The organism is Acidovorax sp. CCYZU-2555 (genome assembly GCF_018413525.1).
Lineage (GTDB): Bacteria > Pseudomonadota > Gammaproteobacteria > Burkholderiales > Burkholderiaceae_C > Comamonas.
Genome location: NZ_JAHCDD010000096.1, coordinates 1 through 19,393, shown reverse-complemented (window position 1 = coordinate 19,393; position 19,393 = coordinate 1). Strand labels below are relative to the sequence as shown.

The 19,393-nt window shown below is 65.0% G+C and carries 16 protein-coding genes; 11 read left to right on the top strand and 5 right to left on the bottom strand.

The window, feature by feature from the left end; translation table 11 throughout:
- The first annotated feature begins 174 nt into the window (after nt 1-174).
- From rsxB to KHY18_RS24020, 7 genes are all read left to right on the top strand, one after another.
- The gene (rsxB, locus tag KHY18_RS24050) at nt 175-858 is read left to right on the top strand and encodes an electron transport complex subunit RsxB (RefSeq protein ID WP_213306028.1); all 684 of its coding nucleotides are present in this window, start codon (nt 175-177) and stop codon (nt 856-858) included.
- Between the two features lie 65 nt (nt 859-923).
- Nucleotides 924-2,129 carry a succinyldiaminopimelate transaminase gene (gene dapC, locus KHY18_RS24045; protein ID WP_213306025.1) on the top strand — a complete coding sequence of 402 codons (1,206 nt, stop codon included), beginning with the start codon at nt 924-926 and terminating at the stop codon, nt 2,127-2,129.
- Between the two features lie 6 nt (nt 2,130-2,135).
- On the top strand, nt 2,136-2,960 hold the full coding sequence (gene dapD, locus KHY18_RS24040) for a 2,3,4,5-tetrahydropyridine-2,6-dicarboxylate N-succinyltransferase (RefSeq protein ID WP_213306022.1): 825 nt from the start codon (nt 2,136-2,138) through the stop codon (nt 2,958-2,960).
- A 116-nt stretch (nt 2,961-3,076) separates the two neighbouring features.
- Nucleotides 3,077-4,261 (top strand): PilT/PilU family type 4a pilus ATPase, encoded by a 1,185-nt coding sequence (locus KHY18_RS24035; RefSeq protein ID WP_213306019.1) that lies wholly within the window; start codon nt 3,077-3,079, stop codon nt 4,259-4,261.
- Between the two features lie 47 nt (nt 4,262-4,308).
- The gene (gene dapE, locus KHY18_RS24030) at nt 4,309-5,499 is read left to right on the top strand and encodes a succinyl-diaminopimelate desuccinylase (RefSeq protein WP_213306016.1); all 1,191 of its coding nucleotides are present in this window, start codon (nt 4,309-4,311) and stop codon (nt 5,497-5,499) included.
- Nucleotides 5,500-5,510: 11 nt separating this feature from the next.
- Nucleotides 5,511-6,428, top strand: coding sequence for a 50S ribosomal protein L3 N(5)-glutamine methyltransferase (prmB, locus tag KHY18_RS24025; protein ID WP_213306013.1), 918 nt, complete (start codon nt 5,511-5,513; stop codon nt 6,426-6,428).
- A gap of 106 nt (nt 6,429-6,534) precedes the next feature.
- Nucleotides 6,535-8,568, top strand: coding sequence for an ABC-F family ATP-binding cassette domain-containing protein (locus tag KHY18_RS24020; protein ID WP_213306009.1), 2,034 nt, complete (start codon nt 6,535-6,537; stop codon nt 8,566-8,568).
- A gap of 768 nt (nt 8,569-9,336) precedes the next feature.
- On the opposite strand, the gene phbB is transcribed toward KHY18_RS24020, so the two are convergent.
- From phbB to KHY18_RS24005, 3 genes are all read right to left on the bottom strand, one after another.
- Nucleotides 9,337-10,074, bottom strand: a complete 738-nt coding sequence (gene phbB / locus KHY18_RS24015) for an acetoacetyl-CoA reductase (protein ID WP_213306006.1) — start codon at nt 10,072-10,074, stop codon at nt 9,337-9,339.
- 117 nt (nt 10,075-10,191) lie between these two features.
- On the bottom strand, nt 10,192-11,373 hold the full coding sequence (locus KHY18_RS24010) for an acetyl-CoA C-acetyltransferase (RefSeq protein ID WP_213306003.1): 1,182 nt from the start codon (nt 11,371-11,373) through the stop codon (nt 10,192-10,194).
- 93 nt (nt 11,374-11,466) lie between these two features.
- A complete protein-coding gene (locus KHY18_RS24005) occupies nt 11,467-13,191 on the bottom strand; it encodes a class I poly(R)-hydroxyalkanoic acid synthase (RefSeq protein WP_213306000.1) in 1,725 nt (574 codons plus the stop codon).
- Nucleotides 13,192-13,346: 155 nt separating this feature from the next.
- Between KHY18_RS24005 and KHY18_RS24000 the strand changes: the two genes are divergently transcribed.
- A complete protein-coding gene (locus KHY18_RS24000; protein ID WP_213305997.1) occupies nt 13,347-13,676 on the top strand; it encodes a hypothetical protein in 330 nt (109 codons plus the stop codon).
- Here KHY18_RS24000 and pgeF read toward each other — a convergent pair.
- Together pgeF and maiA are read right to left on the bottom strand one after the other, a co-directional pair.
- On the bottom strand, nt 13,587-14,435 hold the full coding sequence (gene pgeF, locus KHY18_RS23995; protein ID WP_213305994.1) for a peptidoglycan editing factor PgeF: 849 nt from the start codon (nt 14,433-14,435) through the stop codon (nt 13,587-13,589). The genes KHY18_RS24000 and pgeF overlap by 90 nt on opposite strands.
- Nucleotides 14,432-15,097, bottom strand: coding sequence for a maleylacetoacetate isomerase (gene maiA / locus KHY18_RS23990; protein ID WP_213305991.1), 666 nt, complete (start codon nt 15,095-15,097; stop codon nt 14,432-14,434). The genes pgeF and maiA overlap by 4 nt, the downstream gene beginning before the upstream one ends.
- 169 nt (nt 15,098-15,266) lie before the next feature.
- On the opposite strand from maiA, the gene KHY18_RS23985 reads away from it, so the two are divergent.
- The 3 genes from KHY18_RS23985 to KHY18_RS23975 form a co-directional block, all read left to right on the top strand.
- Entirely contained in the window at nt 15,267-15,962 is a 696-nt protein-coding gene (locus KHY18_RS23985; RefSeq protein WP_213305988.1) for a fumarylacetoacetate hydrolase family protein, read from the top strand.
- A 97-nt stretch (nt 15,963-16,059) separates the two neighbouring features.
- Nucleotides 16,060-16,611, top strand: coding sequence for an NUDIX hydrolase (locus tag KHY18_RS23980; protein WP_213305985.1), 552 nt, complete (start codon nt 16,060-16,062; stop codon nt 16,609-16,611).
- A gap of 307 nt (nt 16,612-16,918) precedes the next feature.
- Nucleotides 16,919-19,393 (top strand): chemotaxis protein CheW (locus KHY18_RS23975; RefSeq protein ID WP_213305982.1); only part of this gene is annotated, 2,475 nt, incomplete at its 3' end.

Here is a 19,393-nt window from a genome sequence, read left to right as displayed (position 1 = left end):
GGCCCATGTGACTGCGCCCGAAATCGCCAAGACCGCGCTGGAAACAGCACTTGATTTGGGCCAGGAAACCGCGCTGGCGACGACCGAAGGCCCGCAGGCGCGCGCCCCCGAGGTGGTGAAAACCAAACCGCGCGCTGTACGCGGATCACGCCGCAACTGACAGGAGGACGCGTCATGCCAGCCTCCGCCTTACAAGGCCTGGCGGCTCGCATCGACGCCGCCTTGCCGCAGACCCAATGCACGCGCTGCGGCTATCCTGACTGCGCTTCCTATGCGCAGGCGATCGCCGACGACGCGGCCGCCATCAACCAATGCCCGCCGGGCGGTGCCGAAGGCATTGCGCGGCTTTCCGCGCTCACTGGCCGGCCCGTGCTGCCGCTTTCCGCCGAACACGGCGTGGAGTCGCAGCGCACGCTGGCCGTGATCGATGAAGCCTGGTGCATTGGTTGCACGCTGTGCATCAAGGCCTGCCCCACGGACGCGATCTTTGGCGCCAACAAGCGCATGCATACCGTGATCGCGCCGCACTGCACGGGCTGCGAGTTGTGCATTCCCGTCTGCCCGGTCGACTGCATCACGCTGGTTCCGGCCGGCGCGGGCGAAACTGGCTGGGCCGCCTGGTCGCAGGAACAGGCAACGCACGCCTTGTCGCGCTATACCCGGCGCCAGAAACGGCTGGGCGGCTCCGAACGCGCGGCCGCGCCCAAGGCCGCAATGGCCGCGGGGCTCGAAGTGGCGCTTGCGCCTTCCGTGGCTGCGCCCTTGGACTCGGCGTCTGCCGCAGCGCCTGTGGATGCCAAGAAAGCGGCGATTGCGGCGGCGATGGCGCGCGCGCGGGCACAGCGCGCGGGATCTTGAACGGGTAGACCCAAAACCCCATGGGCAATTCTCTGCGCAGTGGAACAGCGTGGATAATGCGGGCAATGAATCCCCTGCTCTCCAAACTGCAGCCTTATCCGTTTGAACGGCTGCGACAGCTTTTCGCGGGGGTCACGCCCTCGCCTTCGTATCGCCCCATCAGCCTGGGCATCGGCGAACCGCGCCATCCCACGCCGCCCTTCATCGAAGAGGTGCTGGGCAACAGCCCCGGAGCGCTGGCCAAGTACCCGGCCACGGGCGGTGATCCGCGGCTGCGCGCCGCCGGTGCGCAATGGATGAACCAGCGCTACGGCCTGGCGCTGGACCCCGCGACCCAGGTGCTGCCGGTCAACGGCTCGCGCGAAGCCTTGTTTGCGTTTGCGCAGACGGTGATCGACCCGACCCAGCCCGGCGCGACCGTGGTCTGCCCCAATCCCTTCTATCAAATCTACGAAGGCGCGGCGCTGCTGGCCGGCGCCACGCCCGTTTACGTTCCCAGCGACCCGGCGCGCAATTTCGCGATCGACTGGGACAGCGTGCCCGAAGCCGTCTGGCAGACCACGCAGCTGCTGTATGTCTGCTCGCCGGGCAACCCCACGGGCGCGGTGATGCCGCTGTCCGAATGGGAAAAGCTGTTCGCGCTGTCCGACCGCCATGGCTTCGTGATTGCCTCGGACGAGTGCTACAGCGAAATCTATTTCCGAGAAGAAGCTCCGCTGGGCGGCCTCGAAGCCGCGTTCAAGCTCGGCCGCAAGGACTTCAAGAACCTGGTGTCGTTCACCAGCCTGTCCAAGCGCAGCAATGTGCCCGGCCTGCGCAGCGGCTTTGTCGCCGGCGACGCCGCGCTGCTCAAGGCCTTCCTGCTGTACCGTACCTACCACGGCGGCGCAATGAGCCCGGCCGTCCAGGAGGCGAGCATCGTCGCCTGGAACGACGAAGAGCATGTGATCGAGAACCGCCGCCAATACCGGCAGAAGTTCGCCGAAGTCACGCCGCTGCTGGCCAGCGTGATGGATGTGCGCCTGCCCGATGCGGGTTTCTATCTGTGGGCCGGCGTGCCTGATTTCCTGGGCATGGACGATGTCGAGTTCGCACGCGCGCTCTATGCTCAATACAATGTAACGGTCCTGCCGGGCAGCTATCTGGCCCGGGATGTCGCAGGCCACAATCCCGGTGCAAATCGCGTGCGCATGGCCCTGGTCGCAGAGACCGCCGAATGCCTCGAAGCAGCCCAGCGCATCGTCCAATTTATCCAAAACCTGAAGAAGTAAGCTTTCATGACTCAGCAATTGCAATCCATCATCGACGCCGCCTGGGAAAACCGTGCCAGCCTGAGCAGCACCAGCGCCCCCGCGGAAATCCTCGACGCGGTCGAGCATGTGATCGCCCAGCTTGATGCCGGCCAGATGCGCGTAGCCACGCAGCAAGGCGTGGGCCAGTGGACCGTGCACCAGTGGATCAAGAAGGCCGTGCTGCTGTCGTTCCGCCTCAAGGACAACGAGCTGATCACCGCCGGCGGCCTGAACTTCTACGACAAGGTGCCGACCAAGTACCAGGGCATGTCGGAAGCCGAGATCGCCGCCACCGGCGTGCGCGTCGTGCCCCCTGCGGTCGCACGCCGCGGCTCGTTCATGGCCAAGGGCGCGATCCTGATGCCTTCCTATGTGAACATCGGCGCCTACGTGGGCGAAGGCACCATGGTCGACACCTGGGCCACGGTCGGTTCGTGCGCACAAGTGGGCAAGAACGTCCACCTGTCGGGCGGCGTGGGCCTGGGCGGCGTGCTCGAACCCCTGCAAGCCAACCCCACCATCATTGAAGACAACTGCTTCATCGGTGCGCGCTCGGAAGTCGTCGAAGGCGTGATCGTCGAAGAGAACTCGGTCATCTCCATGGGCGTGTACATCGGCCAGAGCACTCCCATCTATGACCGCGCAACCGGCGAAATCAGCTACGGCCGCGTGCCCGCTGGCTCGGTGGTGGTGTCGGGCAACCTGCCCAAGGACAACGGCCGCTACAGCATGTACGCCGCGATCATCGTCAAGAAGGTCGATGCCAAGACGCGTTCGACCACCAGCCTGAACGACCTGCTGCGCGATTGAGGCATTGCCATAGGACAGGCCGTTCATCCTTCGACAGGCTCAGGACGAACGGAATCGCCCGTTCACCCTGATCTTGAGCGGGATCAACGGTCTAGCCCAACCCAAAAGGAACTTGCATGAGCACCATGGAGCGAATCCTGCGCCTGATGGGGGAAAAACAGGCGTCCGACGTCTACCTGTCGGCCAACGCGCCCGCCTTGATCAAGATCCATGGCGAGTGCGTGCCTATCAACAGCCAGTTGCTGCCGCCCGATGCGCCGCGCAGCCTGCTGGCCGAGATCGTCCCGCCCGAGCGCATGCAGGAGCTGGAACAGACCGGCGAGCTCAACATGGGCGTGCCGCTGCGCGGCGTCGGGCGCTTTCGCGTCAGTGCGATGCGCCAGCGCGGCACCTATGCAGTGGTGATCCGCTTCATCGCCCAGCATATTCCGCCGCTCGATACGCTCAACCTGCCGCCCGTGCTCAACGAGCTGATCCTGCAAAAACGCGGTCTGCTGCTGGTCGTGGGCGCGACGGGTTCGGGCAAGAGCACCACGCTCGCGTCGATGATCGATGCGCGCAACAAGAACGTCACGGGCCATATCCTCACCATCGAGGACCCGATCGAATACCAGTTCCGCAGCCAGCGCTCCATCGTCAACCAGCGCGAAATCGGCAGCGACACCGACTCGCTGCAGACGGCGCTGAAGAACGCGCTGCGCCAGGCGCCCGACGTGATCCTGATCGGCGAAATCCGCGACCGCGAAACCATGTCGGCCGCGCTGGCCTATGCGCAGTCGGGCCATCTGTGCCTGGCCACGCTGCACGCCAACAACAGCTACCACGCGCTCAGCCGCATTCTGAGCTTCTACCCCGTCGAAGTGCGCGACACCATGCTGGGCGACCTCGCCGCCGCGCTGCGCGCCGTGATTTCGCAGCGCCTGGTGCGCACGCCCGACGGCCTGCGCGTGCCGGCCGTGGAAGTGATGCTCAACACCAAGCTGGTCGCCGACCTGATTGAAAAAGGCGACTTCTCGGCGGTGCGCGAAGCGATGGAGAAATCCATGGCCGAAGGCTCGCAGACTTTCGAAGAAGCGCTGGCCATGCTGATCGTGGCAGGCACCATTGACCGCAAGGAAGGCCTGGCCCATGCCGACTCGCCGACCAACCTGATGTGGCGGCTGCAAAACGATTTCTCGGGCACCAAGCCCGCGCCCGCCCAGGCCAAGGACGTCGAAGCCAAGGCCAAAAGCGCCCTGCCCGCAGAAGACGAACACGCCTCCTTTACCGACATCGTGCTGGACATCGGCACCAACGGCTGAACGCCGCTTGCCGTCCGCGGTCCCGCACTCTTACCCCTGTATTTTCCATGTCCCGCACACTGCAACTGGCCGAGCAACTGATCAGCCGCCCCTCCGTCACTCCTGAAGATGCGGGTTGTCTCGACCTGATCGCCGCGCGGCTCGCGCCGCTGGGCTTTGTCTGCGAGCGGCTCGACAGCGGCCCCGACAGCTTTCGAGTGCAGAACCTCTATGCCAAGCGCACGGGCACGCTGCGTGCCGTGCAGCGCAAGACGCTGGTCTTCGCGGGCCACACCGACGTGGTGCCCACGGGCCCGCTGGAGCAGTGGAGCAGCCCGCCGTTCACGCCCACGCACCGCGAAGGCCGGCTCTACGGCCGCGGCGCGAGCGACATGAAGACATCGATCGCGGCGTTTGTCGTCGCGGTGGAAGAGTTTCTGGCGACCACCCCCGATCCGCTGATCGACCTGGCGTTTTTGCTGACCAGCGATGAAGAAGGCCCGTCGATCGACGGCACCAAGGTCGTGGTCGAGCAATTCAAGGCCCGCGGCGAGCGCCTCGACTACTGCATCGTCGGCGAGCCCACGGCCGTGGAGCGCACCGGCGACATGATCAAGAACGGCCGCCGCGGCACCATGAGCGGCAAGCTCACGGTGCTGGGCATTCAGGGCCATATCGCCTACCCTCAGCTCGCGCGCAACCCGATTCACCAAGCGGTGCCGGCGCTGACCGAACTCGCTGCCACGGCCTGGGACCAGGGCAATGCGTTCTTCCCGCCCACGAGCTGGCAGATCAGCAACATCCACGGCGGCACGGGCGCGAGCAATGTGATTCCGGGCAGCGTGGTGATCGACTTCAATTTCCGCTTCTGCACCGAATCGACGGCCGAAGGGCTGCAGGCGCGCGTCGCGGCCATACTCGACCGCCATGGCCTCGAATACACGCTCGACTGGACCATAGGCGGCCAGCCGTTCCTCACCACGCCCGGTAATCTGGTCCACGCGGTGCAGCAGGCGATCGCCGCTGAGACCGGTCTGCAGACCGAACTCTCGACCACGGGCGGCACCAGCGACGGGCGTTTCATCGCCCAAATCTGCGATCAAGTCATCGAAATGGGCCCACCGAATGCGAGCATCCACAAGATAGACGAAAATATCGCGCTGGCCGATATCGCGCCACTGACCAACATCTACCGCCGCACGCTGGAGAACCTGCATGCGCAAGCCCTCGCGGCCTGCGCAGTCCCCGGCGCGGCGTGACCGAAAGCTCCATGATTGAACCCCAAGCCGTGCACGGCACGACTGTCGCTGCGCTCATCGCGTCCGGTGCCGGCGCACTCACCGCCGCTGGCGTGGCCTTTGGCCACGGCACCAGCAACGCCCATGATGAAGCCACCTGGCTGGTGCTGTGGCGCCTGGGTATTGCGCTGGACAGCGATCTGGATGAAGCCGCACTGGCCGACCAGGCCGTCGATGCGGCGCAGCAGGCCCAGGTGGCCGCGCTGTTCGACGAACGCATTCGCACGCGCAAGCCCGCGGCCTACCTGACGCAGGAAGCCTGGCTGCAGGGCGTGCCGTTCTATGTCGACGAACGCGCCATCGTGCCGCGCAGCTTCATCGCCGAGATCCTGGCCGACGGCTCGATCGACGACTGGCTCAGCGACAAGACCCACGATGTACTGGATCTTTGCACCGGCAACGGCAGCCTGGCCTGCCTCGCGGCAATGGCCTATCCCGACGTGCAGGTCACGGGTTCCGACCTGTCGACCGACGCACTGGCAGTGGCGCGCATCAATGTGGATCGCCACGAACTGCAGGAACGCGTGCAGCTGATCGAATCCGACGGCATGGCCAACACGCCCGGCCCCTGGGATCTGATCCTGTGCAACCCGCCCTACGTCAATGCCCACAGCATGACCGAGTTGCCCGCTGAATACCTGGCCGAGCCCAAGCTCGCGCTGGCCGGCGGCTCCGATGGCATGGACTTCATCAAGCAGCTGTTCAGCGATGCGCCCAGCCGCATGCGCGAGCATGCGATCCTGATCCTGGAAATCGGCAACGAGCGCGAATACTTCGAAGCCGCCTTCCCGCGCCTGCCGGTGTTCTGGCTCGACACCTCGTCGGGTGACGAACAGGTGCTGCTGATTACCCGCGAAGCGCTGGTGCGCCACGCGCTCGCCGACCTCTGATACCGCCGACTTCCGCCTGTCGCGGGAGTTTCGGACAATCAGGACTTCTTTTCTTGCCGGGCCCGCGGGCCCGCTTACGTGGCCACGCCACGCCCTGGACTTCTACATGATTACCCTTAAGAACGTGACCTTGCGCCGATCGGCCAAAGTGTTGCTCGACAAAGTGACGGCCACCATCAACCCGGGTGAAAAAGTCGGGCTGGTGGGGCGCAACGGCGCAGGCAAGTCCACGCTGTTCGCGCTGTTCACCGGCGGCCTGACCGAAGACGGCGGCGAGTTCTCCAAGCCGCGCCAGTGGCGCATGGCCCAGGTTGCGCAGGACATGCCCGAGACCGACCAGTCGGCGACGCAGTTCGTGATCGAAGGCGATACCCGCCTCGTCGAAGTGCAGCAGCAGCTGCTCGACGCCGAAGCCAGCGACGACGGCATGGCCATCGCCCAGGCGTATTGCGATCTCGCCGACGCCGGCGCCCACGACTCCGTGGCCCGCGCCCAGGCGCTGATCCTGGGCCTGGGTTTCAAATCGTCCGAACTCGATAACCCCGTCGACAGCTTCTCGGGCGGCTGGCGCATGCGCCTGCAGCTGGCCCGCGCGCTGATGTGCCCATCCGACCTGCTGCTGCTCGACGAACCCACCAACCACTTGGACTTGGACGCCCTGGTCTGGCTCGAAGCCTGGCTCAAGCGCTATGCGGGCACGATGATCGTCATCAGCCATGACCGCGAATTCCTCGATGCCGTGACCAACGTCACGCTGCAGATCAACGCCGCCCAGCTCAACCGCTACGGCGGCAACTACAGCAAGTTTGAAGAACTGCGCGCCCAGCAGCTCGAACTGCAAAGCGCCAGCTTCGCCAAACAGCAGGAAAAGATCGCCCACCTGCAGAAGTTCATCGACCGCTTCAAGGCCAAGGCTTCGAAGGCCAAGCAGGCGCAAAGCCGCGTCAAGGCCCTGGACCGCATGGAGAAGATCGGTCCCGTGCTGGCCGAAGCCGATTTCACGTTCGAGTTCAAGGAACCGCTCAACCTGCCCAACCCGATGCTGGCGATTTCGAACGCCTCGTTCGGCTACCGCGGCGAAGACGGCAACGACACCATCATCCTGCGCAACGTGAGCCGCTCTGTGCTCGCGGGCCAGCGCATCGGTATCCTGGGCGCCAACGGCCAGGGCAAGTCGACGCTGGTCAAGACCATTGCACATGAAATGGGCGCGCTCGCCGGTGAAGTCACCGAAGGCAAGGGCCTGAGCATTGGCTACTTCGCGCAGCAGGAACTCGACGTGCTGCGTCCGCCAGACAGCCCGCTGGAGCACATGATCCGTCTGGCGCGCGAACAGGGCGCGAACAGCCGTGAGCCGTCGCGCGAGCAGGATCTGCGCAGCTACCTGGGCACGTTCAATTTCACCGGCGACATGGTCAAGCAGGCCGTGGGCACGATGAGCGGCGGCGAAAAGGCGCGGCTGGTGCTGGCGATGATCGTCTGGCAGCGTCCCAACCTGCTGCTGCTCGATGAGCCAACCAACCACTTGGATCTGGCCACGCGCGAAGCGCTGTCGATGGCGATCAACGATTTCGACGGCACCGTGATGCTGGTCAGCCATGACCGGGCGCTGCTGCGCGCGGTCTGCGACGAGTTCTGGATGGTCGGTCGCGGCGCCGTGGGCCCGTTCGACGGCGATCTGGACGACTACCAGCGCTACCTGCTCGACGAGTCCAAGCGCCTGCGCGAGGAAGCCAAGAACGAAGAGAGCAAGCCCGCGGCCCTGGCCCCGGCACCGGCGCTCGCCCCGGCAGCCGTTGCCCCCGTCGCTGCGCCCGCCGTGGCGCCGGCCGCGGCCGGCCCGGCCGTGGACCAGAAGGAACAGCGCCGCCTGGCCGCGCTGGCGCGCCAGGAACTGGCCGACAAGATGCGTCCGTTCAAGAAGGAACTCGAGGCCAACGACAAGAAGCTGGCCCAGCTCACCGCCGAACGCGCGCAGATCGAACAGCGCCTGACCGAGCCCCTGCCCCCGGCGGAGATCGTCGAAGCCGGCAAGCGCCTCAAGGCCTGCAGCGATGAAATCGACGCGCTCGAAGAGCGTTGGCTCGAAATCAACGACGCCATGGAAGGTTTGACGGCCCAGGCTGGCAACGATTCGTAAGCAAAGAACTGCGTTTCAAACCCACAGGAAACCAAGGCTCTGCCTTGGTTTTTTGCTATCTATTTTGAATGGTGAAATACGCCACCCAGCAAAGGCGCGTTTCCGTTTCATTTATTTGCGTTTGGCGGTCAACGCGCTTCGCAGGGTCCACGTTGTATAGGCACTAAGGAGCTTTTACTATGAACATGACAGCCCACACGTTTGCCTGGCCCGAAGACGAACGCGATCGCAAGCGCGCACCAGCCCGCTGCTGAGCCACTCTTTTCGCCTGCCAGGTTGCGTCCTGCCCACTGCGCAGCGCCCTTCATAGCCGGGCCGGCATTCTTGAGCGAATGCCCCGCCCGCTGATTTTCAACCGCCGCAAGACCGGCACCGAAAAACCCGTGACCGCGGGTTTTTTCTTGGACTGCGTACAGCTGCTCGAAGTTCCGAGCCCAACGCAGGTACTGCGAAAAATTTTTGAAGAATCGGTGTTTTCCTGTCAACGCATTCCTACACGGGCGCGTTGAACAGATATCAAGGAGCTTTTGCTATGAACACGATGACCCACATGTTTGCCTGGCCTGAAGACGAACGCGATCGCAAGCGCGCACCAGCCCGCTGCTGAGACGCCGTCCCGCTGGCGCCGGCGCGCACTTCATGTGCCCCGAAGAACGCTGACAGCCGGACCGATACGCATTCCAGGACGTCCCGTCCTCCAATTTCCACTGCCGCCAAGTCGGCATAAAAAAACCCGCCGCAGCGGGTTTTTTCTTTGGCCAAGCGCATTCAATGCATGTGCAGGCCGCCGTTGACCGAGAAATCGGCGCCGGTGGAATAGCCGCCGTCATTGGACGCAAGCCACGCAATGATGGAAGCGATTTCGCCGGGCTCACCCAGGCGACGCACTGGAATGGTGCCCACGATCTTGTCGAGCACTTCGGTGCGAATGGCCTTGACCATGTCGGTGCCGATGTAGCCCGGGCTCACGGTGTTGACCGTGACGCCCTTGGTCGCGAGCTCCTGGGCCAGGGCCATCGTGAAGCCGTGCATGCCGGCCTTGGCCGCCGAGTAGTTGGTTTGACCCGACTGACCCTTCACGCCGTTGACCGAGCTGATGTTGATGATGCGGCCCCAGCCTTTTTCGACCATGTCGCCCACGACTTGCTTGGTGACGTTGAACATGGAAGTCAGATTGGTCTCGATGACCGCGTCCCAGTCTTCGCGCGTCATCTTGAGGAACATGCGGTCGCGCGTGATGCCCGCGTTGTTGACCAGCACGTCGATGCTGCCGTGCTCGGCCTTGGCCGCGCTGAAGGCCGCGTGCGTCGAATCCCAGTCACCGACATTGCCGACGGATGCGTGGAATTCAAAGCCCTGGTCCTTTTGCTCCTTGAGCCATTTCTGGAAATCCCGTGTCGGGCCGCAGCCGGCGATCACCTTGAAACCGTCCTTGTACAGACGCTGGCAGATCGACGTACCAATGCCGCCCATACCCCCCGTGACATACGCTACTTTTTGACTCATGCAATTTCTCCTGGACAAACCACTCGTACGATTCAGACACTCTATCGAAATTCGGCGGATAGCACGCTGAGGTAACTACCGAGCCCGCGTGAAAAACACCGGGCTCGAACCATTGGCTCAGACGCGTTCCAGCGCCATGGCCACGCCCATGCCGCCACCGATACACAGACCTGCAAGGCCGCGGCGCGCGCCGCTGCGCTGCATTTCGTGCAGCAGCGTGACCAGCACGCGACAGCCCGAGGCACCGATGGGGTGGCCCAGGGCGATCGCACCGCCGTTGACGTTCACCTTGGCCGGGTCTATGCCCAGCTGCTGATTGACCGCACAGGCCTGGGCGGCAAACGCTTCGTTGAGCTCGAACAGGTCGACGTCTTCGGCTTTCCAGCCGGCGCGCTCCAATGCCTTACGGCTAGCAAAAACCGGGCCCATGCCCATGGTCGCGGGGTCCAGGCCCGAAGTTGCATAGGACACGATGCGCGCCAGCGGCGTCAGGCCCAGGGCCTTGGCCTTGGTCGCAGACATCACGACCACGGCGGCCGCGCCGTCGTTGAGGCCCGATGCATTGCCGGCCGTGACCGAACCGGCCTTGTCGAACGCGGGGCGCAGCCCGCCCAGCGCTTCGGCGCTGGTCTTGCGGTTGATGTATTCGTCGGCAGAGAACTGCACGGGGTCGCCCTTGCGCTGGGGAATGGCGACGGACACGATTTCATCGACGAACTTGCCGGCGTCCTGCGCGGCCGCGGCCTTTTGCTGGCTGGCCAGCGCCAGCGCATCCTGGGCTTCGCGGCTCACGCCGTTTTCCTTGGCGACGTTCTCGGCGGTGATGCCCATGTGGTACTGGTTGTAGACGTCCCACAGGCCGTCGACGATCATGGTGTCGGTCATCTTCCAGTCGCCCATGCGCTGGCCGTCACGCGAACCGTTGAGTACGTGGGGCGACAGGCTCATGTTTTCCTGGCCGCCCGCGACCACGATCTCGCTGTCGCCCGTGGCCACGGCCTGGGCCGCGAGCATCACGGCCTTGAGGCCGGAGCCGCAGACCGCGTTGATGGTCAGCGCGGGAGTCTCCTTGGCCACGCCGGCCTTCATCATCGCCTGGCGTGCGGGATTCTGGCCCACGCCCGCGGTGAGCACCTGGCCCATGATGACTTCACCCACCTGGTCGAGCGGCACCTGTGCGCGGCTCAGGGCCTCGCGAATGACCAGGGCGCCGAGGTCGGTCGCAGGAATCTTGGCGAGCGTGCCGCCAAACTTGCCCACGGGTGTACGAACAGCAGAAACGATGACGATGTCTTCCATGATGGTCCTTTGATGACTCTGGTTTTGGCGTTCGGCTCTGTCAACGCAGGGCCGGGGTTCGCCACATGCTACGGATATTGCACCGCAACATTGTCAACTATTTGCGCCCGCTTTTTGGCGTACATAGCGACCCGGTGCGGGCTCGATTTGCTGAAATGCCTTGCCGCGGCCATAGCGCTTGGGCGCAGCGATCTGCTTGCCGCCCTGCTGGGAGAGCCATTGCGACCAGTCGGTCCACCAGCTGCCCGGGCGTTCGCTCGCGCCGTCCAGCCAATCGGCGTGGCTTTCGGGAAGCTGGTCGTCGTCGCGAATCCAGTGGCTGCGCTTGTTCTTCGCGGGCGGATTGATCACGCCCGCGATATGGCCCGAAGCGCCCATCACGAAGCGCTTGCGGCCCGGCAAGTGGCGGGTCGAGGCATAGGCGGCGTTGATGGGCACGATATGGTCTTCGCGCGAGCCGTAGATGTAGACCGGAATGTCGAGCTGCGACAGGTCGAGCGGCTCGCCGCACACCGTTAGCGCGCGCGGCTGCACCAGCTTGTTCTCGAGGTACAGATTGCGCAGATACCAGGCGTAATAGGGACCGGGCAGATTGGTCGAATCGCTGTTCCAGTAAAGCAGATCGAACGGCGGCGGCGTCTGACCCTGCAGGTAGTTGCCGACGACATAGTTCCAGACCAGGTCGTTGGGCCGCAGGAAGCTGAAGGTCGAGGCCAGTTCCTGGCCCTTGAGCAGGCCGCCCTGCCCCATCTGCCACTCGCGGTAGCGCACCATGGGCTCGTCGATGAAGATATCGAGAATGCCGGTGTCGCTGAAGTCGAGCAGCGTGGTGAGCAGCGTGGCGCTGGCCACCGACTTCTCGCCGCGCGCCGCGAGCACGCCCAGCGCCGCGGTGAGCATGGTGCCGCCGACGCAAAAGCCCAGCGTGTTGATCTGCTCGGCACCGGATATTTCACGCACGCGCTCGATCGCCGTGAGCACCGCGCCGTCTATGTAATCGTCCCAGCTGGCCTTGGCCAGCGAGGCGTCGGGGTTGCGCCAGCTGACGACGAAGGTGTGCTGGCCCTGCGCCACCGCATAGCGGATCAGCGAGCTTTCGGGCTGCAGGTCGAGGATGTAGTACTTGTTGATGCAGGGCGGAACCATCAGCAGCGGACGCTCGCTGACCTTGTCGGTCAGCGGCTTGTATTCGATCAGCTGGAACAGTTCGTTCTCGAAGACCACCGCGCCTTCGGTGGTCGCCATGTTCTTGCCGACTTCGAAGCGGCTTTCGTCGGTCATCGACAGATGGCCTTGCTGCATGTCGTGCAGCAGATTGCTGATGCCCTTGGCCAGGCTCGCACCCTGCGAAGCGATGAGCTTTTGCTGGGCTTCGGGATTGAACGCCAGGCTGTTGCTCGGCGACAGCGCAGCCGTCCATTGCTCGACCGCGAAACGGATGCGGCGGCAGGTCTTTTCGTCGGCCTGCAGCGCATCGGCGAGGTCCATCAGCGTCTGTGAATTGAGCAGATAGACTTCGGCCATCAGCGCCGCACCAGGCTGGCTGCGCCAGCTGTCGGCGGCAAAGCGCTTGTCCTTGGGCGCTTCGGCAGCCGGCTGGCTGGCATGGCTCCACAGGCGCGTCATCTCGCGCTGATAGCGCTGCTGCAGGCTTTGCAGCTTTTGCGGGTCGAACTGCAACGCAGGTGCGGCGGGCGCAGTTTCAACGGCCGGCTTCGCCGCGGCGCCGGATTGCAGCATTGCCAATATCTGGCCCCATTGCTGACTGAAAATCTGCGGAATTTGCGGGGCGAATCCCCGGAGTGGGTCAGAATTCATGCTGCGTCCAAGATAGGCGGAATAACAATGCGGCCGGATGCACCATTGTTGACTAGCATCCGCGCTCTGGCAATGCACTTTGGCCTTCTTTGCGAGCGCTTCCCACTTTTCCCGCCACCGGCCCCGTCTGGCCACTGCCTGCTGAAGGGGTCTCCATGTATCTTGTCGTTATCGCCTGGCTCTATGTCACCTTGATGATGGCGATCGCCGAAGCCACCAGCCCCGTGGGCAGCGTGCTCGGCGCGATCGTGACCTTCGTGCTCTACGGCCTGCTGCCGCTGAGCATTCTGGTCTATATCCTGGGCACGCCGGGGCGCAAGCGCAAGCTGCTTGCGCGCGCCCAGGCCGAGCAGCAGGCCTGGGATGAAGCCCAGGCCCAGGCGGCGGGCGCGCGCTCAGACAGCGGCGTCGCGCCAGATGCAGGCGGCGAAACGCCCGCTGCTGCCCAGACGGGCAGCGTCACGCCGGTGCGAGAAGAACGCTGACGGGTTGCCCACCGTACACCAGCGCGCGCTGCTGTCGTTGCCGTAGACCGCGCCGATACCCAGCGACTCAAGACGCTGGCGCGCGAGACCGGCGAGATCGGCGAGCCACTTGCCCGGCGCCTGGCCCGCGCGGAAATGCTGCGCGGCTTCAGGGCGGCCCTGGCACAGCGCGGCGCGCACTTCGTCGCCGACTTCGAACGCATCCGGGCCTATGCATGGGCCCAGCCAGGCCAGGGTCTGGCCGGCGACCTGCGCCGGCGCCGCACCCAGCCGCTGCGCAAAATGCGTGAACAGGTTTTCGAGCACGCCTTCGGCGCGTGCGCCGGCGCGCGCGTTGCCCGCGAGACTGCGCCAGCCCGCATGGGCCGCGGCCACGGCCTGGCCGCTGCGATCCGTCAACAGCACCGGCAAGCAGTCGGCGACCATGATGGTGCAGGCCACGCCGGGCGTCGATGTGAGGCTTGCATCGGCGGCCAGTCCCAGGCCCGTGGCGGCGTCCAGCGCCAGCACGTCGCTGCCGTGCACCTGGCGCAGGAACACCGCATGCGCGCCCGGCGTGCGCGCGCGCAGCGCCGTCTGCAGCCGCGTGCGGTTCTCGAACACCGCATGCGCCGAGTCGCCCACGTGATCGCCGAGATTGAGCGAATCCCAGGGCGCGGCGCTGACGCCGCCCCTGCGCGTGGTGCACAGCGCATGCACGCCCGCAGGCGCAGGCCAGTCGGGCTGCAACCAGTCATCGAATGCGTTGGCTGCGCTCATTGGTGGTCCGGGCAGGCGTCGGGATGGGACTGCTGGAACGCGGGCAAGGCATTGCAGCGCGCGACGATGGCCGCGATGCGCGGCAACTCATCGAGCGTCAGGCCGAAGCGCTGGGCATTGAACACCTGGGGGATCAGACAGCAATCGGCCAGGCCCGGCGCATCGCCCCAGCAGAAAGTGGACTCGGCCAGACCCGCAGCGCGGCGCTCTTCGGCCAGCAGGCCCAACTGGCGTTCGACGGCCGCGAGGCCAGAACCGGCCCAGTGCTGGTACCAGGTGTTTTTCGCCTCGTCTGAGACTTCGAGCGTGCGCACCAGATACTTGAGCACGCGCAGGTTGTTGAGCGGATGGATTTCGCAGGCCACCATCTGCGCCAGCGCACGCACATGGGCACGGCCCAGCGGGTCGGCGGGCAGCAGCGCCACAGCGGGCTGGGTTTCTTCCAGGTATTCGATGATGGCCATCGATTGCGTGAGCAGCGGGCCTGCATCGAGTTCGAGCGCCGGCACCAGCGCATCGCCCACGCGGTCGGCGTATTCGGCCGCGCGGTGGTCGCCACGCAGCAGGTGCACGGGCACATAATCAAACGACAGGCCCTTGAGGTGCAGCGCGATGCGCACGCGGTAGGCCGCAGAGGAGCGGAAATAGGAATGCAGCTTCATGCCGCCCAGCATACCGCCAGCAACGGCCGTTGCCCATGGCACAAGCGCGGATCCTTGCACCGAAAAATCCACTCTTATATAAGAATGAGGGCTTGTGCGTGGCACACTGCTGCGCTCAGGCCCGCGCTGTACGCGGCTTGGCATTTACCTTCTTTCGTGAAAGATTCCCATGCGCTATGTATTCACACCCGCAGACGTCGCCAGCCTGCCCGTGGTGGGCAGCCCCGAACGTTTCCCCGTGCACCGCATCTATTGCGTAGGCCGCAACTACGAAGAACACGCCAAGGAAATGGGCTTCACCGGCCGTGAGCCGCCGTTCTTCTTCCTCAAGCCCGCCGACGCGCTGCTGCCCGTCGAAGCCGGCACCACAGGTGAAATGCCCTACCCCACGCTGACCAGCAACCTGCACCATGAGATCGAGCTGGTCGTAGCTATCGGCAAGGCCGGCAAGAACATCCGCGCCGCCGACGCCGCCGAGTACATCTACGGCTACGCGCTGGGTCTGGACATGACGCGCCGCGACCTGCAAAACGAGATGAAGAAGGAGGGTCGCCCCTGGTGCATCGGCAAGGGCTTCGAGCACTCCGCTCCCATTGGCCCGGTCACGCCCGTGGCCCAGGCCGGCGACGTGGAGAAAGCCCCGATTGCACTGCAAGTCAACGGCGTTGACCGCCAGCGCAGCACGGTCGCGCAGCTGATCTGGAACATCGCCGAAACCATAGAGCATCTGTCGGCCGCCTGGGAACTGCAGCCCGGCGACCTGATCATGACCGGCACGCCCGAAGGCGTGAGCGCCGTGGTGCGCGGCGACCTGCTCGAAGGCACGCTCGAAGGCCTGACCCCTCTGTCGGTTCGCATCGTTTGATGCCCCTGTGCCCCGCGCCGCGCGGCGTGGGGCACACCAGCGCTGCATTTCGTCGGCGTTGAACGCGCCGGCCTGATTTATTGCTTATATTCAGGCAATGATTTTTCGCAGCCCCATACAGTTCTGCCGTAATTGCGGCACCGCCGTGGTCTACCGCATTCCCGACGACGGCGACACCCGGGAGCGAGCCGTCTGCCCGCAGTGCCACACCATCCATTACGAGAACCCGCTGAATGTGGTGGGCACCATTCCGGTGATGGACGATGGCCGAGTGCTGCTGTGCAAGCGCAACATCGAGCCGCGCCGCGGCATGTGGACCCTGCCCGCGGGGTTCATGGAGCTCGGCGAAACCACGGCCCAGGGCGCCCAGCGCGAAACCGATGAGGAAGCCGGCGCCGATATCGAAATGGGCGCGCTGTACACGCTGATCAGCGTGCCGCGCGTCGGCCAGGTGCACCTGTTCTACCGCGCCCGACTGCGCGCCGAGCAATGCTATCCCGGCCCCGAAACCATGGAAGTGCAACTGTTCGCCGAGCAGGACATTCCCTGGGAAGAACTCGCCTTTCGCACCGTCAAGGAGACGCTGCAGCACTACTATGCCGACCGTGCACGCGGGAGCTTCGGCATGCACTGCATTGATCTGAACTGAGGTTTCGCGACGGCAATTGACCCGCGGTTCGCGTGTCTTTCTACAGGCTCAGGCGAACGGGGTTGAGAGCATGGCGAACCACTGCGTTCGCCCTGAGTGCGCAGCCCGTTGAAGGATCGAAGCCATGTTGTTCAACAAACTGATGTCATTTAAACGCGGCTTGTTGATAACGTTATCAACCCAGTGAAACTTGGCTGTCGGCGGTAACGTTCTGGCGCCAAACTGGCCCATCTCTTGCTTGCATCTTGTCACAAATCGCCCATGCAACGACGCATGAGGACAAGAAGTACGACAACCAGGGAGCGCCATGACAAGCACCGACGACGTGGGTCACGAGATCGATACGGACAGTTTCATCCCCTTCATGCGCAAGGTATCGCGCTGCGAGGACTCGCTGCGAGAGTTGCGGCTGATGTGGCGATTGATCGAGTCATCTGCAAAGATGAACTGCCCCGAAGAGGCGCACAGCATCCTGCCGATGATGGCCGCCACGCGCGAAGGCTTCCAGCGGCTAGAGGCCGATCTGGTGCAGTCATTGGTCGCCGAGTCGTTGGGCGAAGTGATGCGCGAAATCGGCACGCAGGCGCGACATGTGATCGACATCCTGGTGCGCAACCTGTACGAACGCACGGCCGATGTGGGTTTTCTGGCCACCGATCCGGTGCTGTGCCGACTGGCCGCGGGCCTGGATGACGATGCCGAAGCCGTGCGCGCACGCCTGCGCCAATACCGCAGCAAGTACACGGTCTACGACGACATCCTGATTCTCGACACCCATGGCAAGGTGCTGGCGTGCATAGACCCGACCAACGCGCTGGCGCAAAGCCAGGATGCGCTGATCGAGCAGACGCTGCGCAGTCCGCGCCATGTCGAGACCTTCCGGGCCAGCGACCTGCGCCCCGGCCAGCGCCATGCGCTGATCTATTCCCAGCGCCTGAATCACCCGGTCACGGGCGAGCCCGTGGGCGTGCTGTGCCTGAGCTTTGCATTCGACGATGAACTGCAGGGCATTTTTCAGGCGCGCGGCGCACAGGAAGGCCGCAGTCTCGCGCTGCTGGTCGACGGCAACCAGCAGGTGCTCGCGAGCAGCGATCCGCTGTGGCTGCAGGTGGGCATCAAGGTGCCGCAGAACCTTTCTGGTGCGCCGTGTCTGTGGACCCATTCGGGTCGCACCTATCTGGTGCAGACCATGGCAGCCGCGGGCTACCAGGGCTACCCCGGCCCGCCGGGCTGGAAAGGCCAGGTCATGGTGCCGGTCGACCTGGCTTTTCAGTCGCGTGCGCGCAGCAGCGTCGACAGCCTGCCACCCGCGATCATCCAGGGCCTGCTGGGCCATGCGCGCCAGTTCTGCCCGCCGCTGCACGACATCGTGACCGCGGCCGACACCATACGCCGCGTGGTCTGGAACGGCCAGGTCATGACGGGCGGACAGCGCGAAGGCGCGCAGCGCCTGGCCGCGGTGCTCGAGCAGATCGGCGAGACCGGCGCGCGCACCAACGAAGTGTTCAGCCAATCGATACGCGACCTCTACAACACCGTGCTCAGCGCGGCCTTGCGCGACAGCGAGTTTCTGAGCCAGTTGCTGGTCGACCTGCTGGACCGCAACCTCTACGAGCGCGCCAACGACTGCCGCTGGTGGGCGCTGACGCCCGAGCTGCGCAATCTGCTGGCCGACGTGAAGCTGGCCATCGCCAGCGACGCCGACGTCATGCGCGCCAACGCCATTCTTGGCCAGATCAACGGCCTGTATACCGTCTACTCGCGCCTGGTGGTCTACGACACCAACGGTCGCATCGTCGCGGCCAGCCATGACCGGCTGGCCAACGGCGCCAGCGCCATCGGCCAGCGCATAGACGCCGAGGCACTGACCGCGGTGCTCGCGCTGCGCGGCGCCCAGGCCTACCATGTGAGCCCCTGGCAGGCGAGCGCGCTCAGCGATGACGCACCGACCTATGTGTTCCACGCCGCGATTCGCGCGCCCGACGGCGCGCAGACCGTGGGCGGCATAGGTATCGTCTTCAACTCGGCCGAGGAACTTGCGGCCATGCTCACCGGCGCCCAGCAGGGCGGACAGCGCAATTGCACGGTGTTTGTCGATCGCACCGGACTGGTGCTCGCAAGCAGCAATACCAAGGCGACTGGCGACAGTCTGGCGATCGCCGTGGGCAGCCGCCTGGCGCTGCCCGCGCGCATGCTGCAGCTCGCGCCCGGCCAAAGCGAATCGCGCGCCATGGTGCATGCCGGGCACTATTGCATCGTCGGCTGCTCGGTGACCCAGGGCTACCGCGAGTTTCGCGCCAACAGCGATGCGCCGCACGCCGTGCTCGCGCTGTCGTTCACATCGTTTGGCGCAGTGCTGGCCGATGCCGAAGCCGCCGTGATGCGCCGCACCACCCACATCACCGGCGACAGCGCCGGCAATGCCAAGGAAGCGGGAGCGGCCACGGGCCGCGAGATGGCGACGTTCTTCATCGATGCCCGGCCCTTTGCCGTGCATGCCGCCTGCGTGCTCGAAGCCCTGCCGGCCAGCGCGATCACCGCGGTCTCCGCGGGCCGCCTGCCCTATTGCCTGGGCACGCTTGCGCGCCGCGCCCAAGGCCAGGTCACGGGCTATGCCTGGGTGTTCGATCTGGGCCATGTGCTGCGCGGCACGCCCTCGCCCATCACCGCGCAAAGCCAGGTGATCGTGATCGAGGAAGGCGGGCGGCGCATAGGCCTGCTGGTCAGCGACCTGCTGGGCGTGCAGCATTTCGCGGCACGGCGCTTTGCGGCCGCGCCGCGC

What these genes read in the sequence shown, in the direction of transcription:
- KHY18_RS23980 (WP_213305985.1), top strand. Translation starts at nt 16,060, where the DNA reads ATGATTTTTCGCAGCCCCATACAGTTCTGCCGTAATTGCGGCACCGCC.
- dapE (WP_213306016.1), top strand. Translation starts at nt 4,309, where the DNA reads ATGTCCCGCACACTGCAACTGGCCGAGCAACTGATCAGCCGCCCCTCC.
- phbB (WP_213306006.1), bottom strand. Translation starts at nt 10,074, where the DNA reads ATGAGTCAAAAAGTAGCGTATGTCACGGGGGGTATGGGCGGCATTGGT.
- maiA (WP_213305991.1), bottom strand. Translation starts at nt 15,097, where the DNA reads ATGAAGCTGCATTCCTATTTCCGCTCCTCTGCGGCCTACCGCGTGCGC.
- rsxB (WP_213306028.1), top strand. Translation starts at nt 175, where the DNA reads ATGCCAGCCTCCGCCTTACAAGGCCTGGCGGCTCGCATCGACGCCGCC.
- KHY18_RS24005 (WP_213306000.1), bottom strand. Translation starts at nt 13,191, where the DNA reads ATGAATTCTGACCCACTCCGGGGATTCGCCCCGCAAATTCCGCAGATT.
- prmB (WP_213306013.1), top strand. Translation starts at nt 5,511, where the DNA reads ATGATTGAACCCCAAGCCGTGCACGGCACGACTGTCGCTGCGCTCATC.
- dapC (WP_213306025.1), top strand. Translation starts at nt 924, where the DNA reads ATGAATCCCCTGCTCTCCAAACTGCAGCCTTATCCGTTTGAACGGCTG.
- KHY18_RS24000 (WP_213305997.1), top strand. Translation starts at nt 13,347, where the DNA reads ATGTATCTTGTCGTTATCGCCTGGCTCTATGTCACCTTGATGATGGCG.
- pgeF (WP_213305994.1), bottom strand. Translation starts at nt 14,435, where the DNA reads ATGAGCGCAGCCAACGCATTCGATGACTGGTTGCAGCCCGACTGGCCT.
- KHY18_RS24020 (WP_213306009.1), top strand. Translation starts at nt 6,535, where the DNA reads ATGATTACCCTTAAGAACGTGACCTTGCGCCGATCGGCCAAAGTGTTG.
- KHY18_RS24035 (WP_213306019.1), top strand. Translation starts at nt 3,077, where the DNA reads ATGAGCACCATGGAGCGAATCCTGCGCCTGATGGGGGAAAAACAGGCG.
- KHY18_RS23985 (WP_213305988.1), top strand. Translation starts at nt 15,267, where the DNA reads ATGCGCTATGTATTCACACCCGCAGACGTCGCCAGCCTGCCCGTGGTG.
- dapD (WP_213306022.1), top strand. Translation starts at nt 2,136, where the DNA reads ATGACTCAGCAATTGCAATCCATCATCGACGCCGCCTGGGAAAACCGT.
- KHY18_RS24010 (WP_213306003.1), bottom strand. Translation starts at nt 11,373, where the DNA reads ATGGAAGACATCGTCATCGTTTCTGCTGTTCGTACACCCGTGGGCAAG.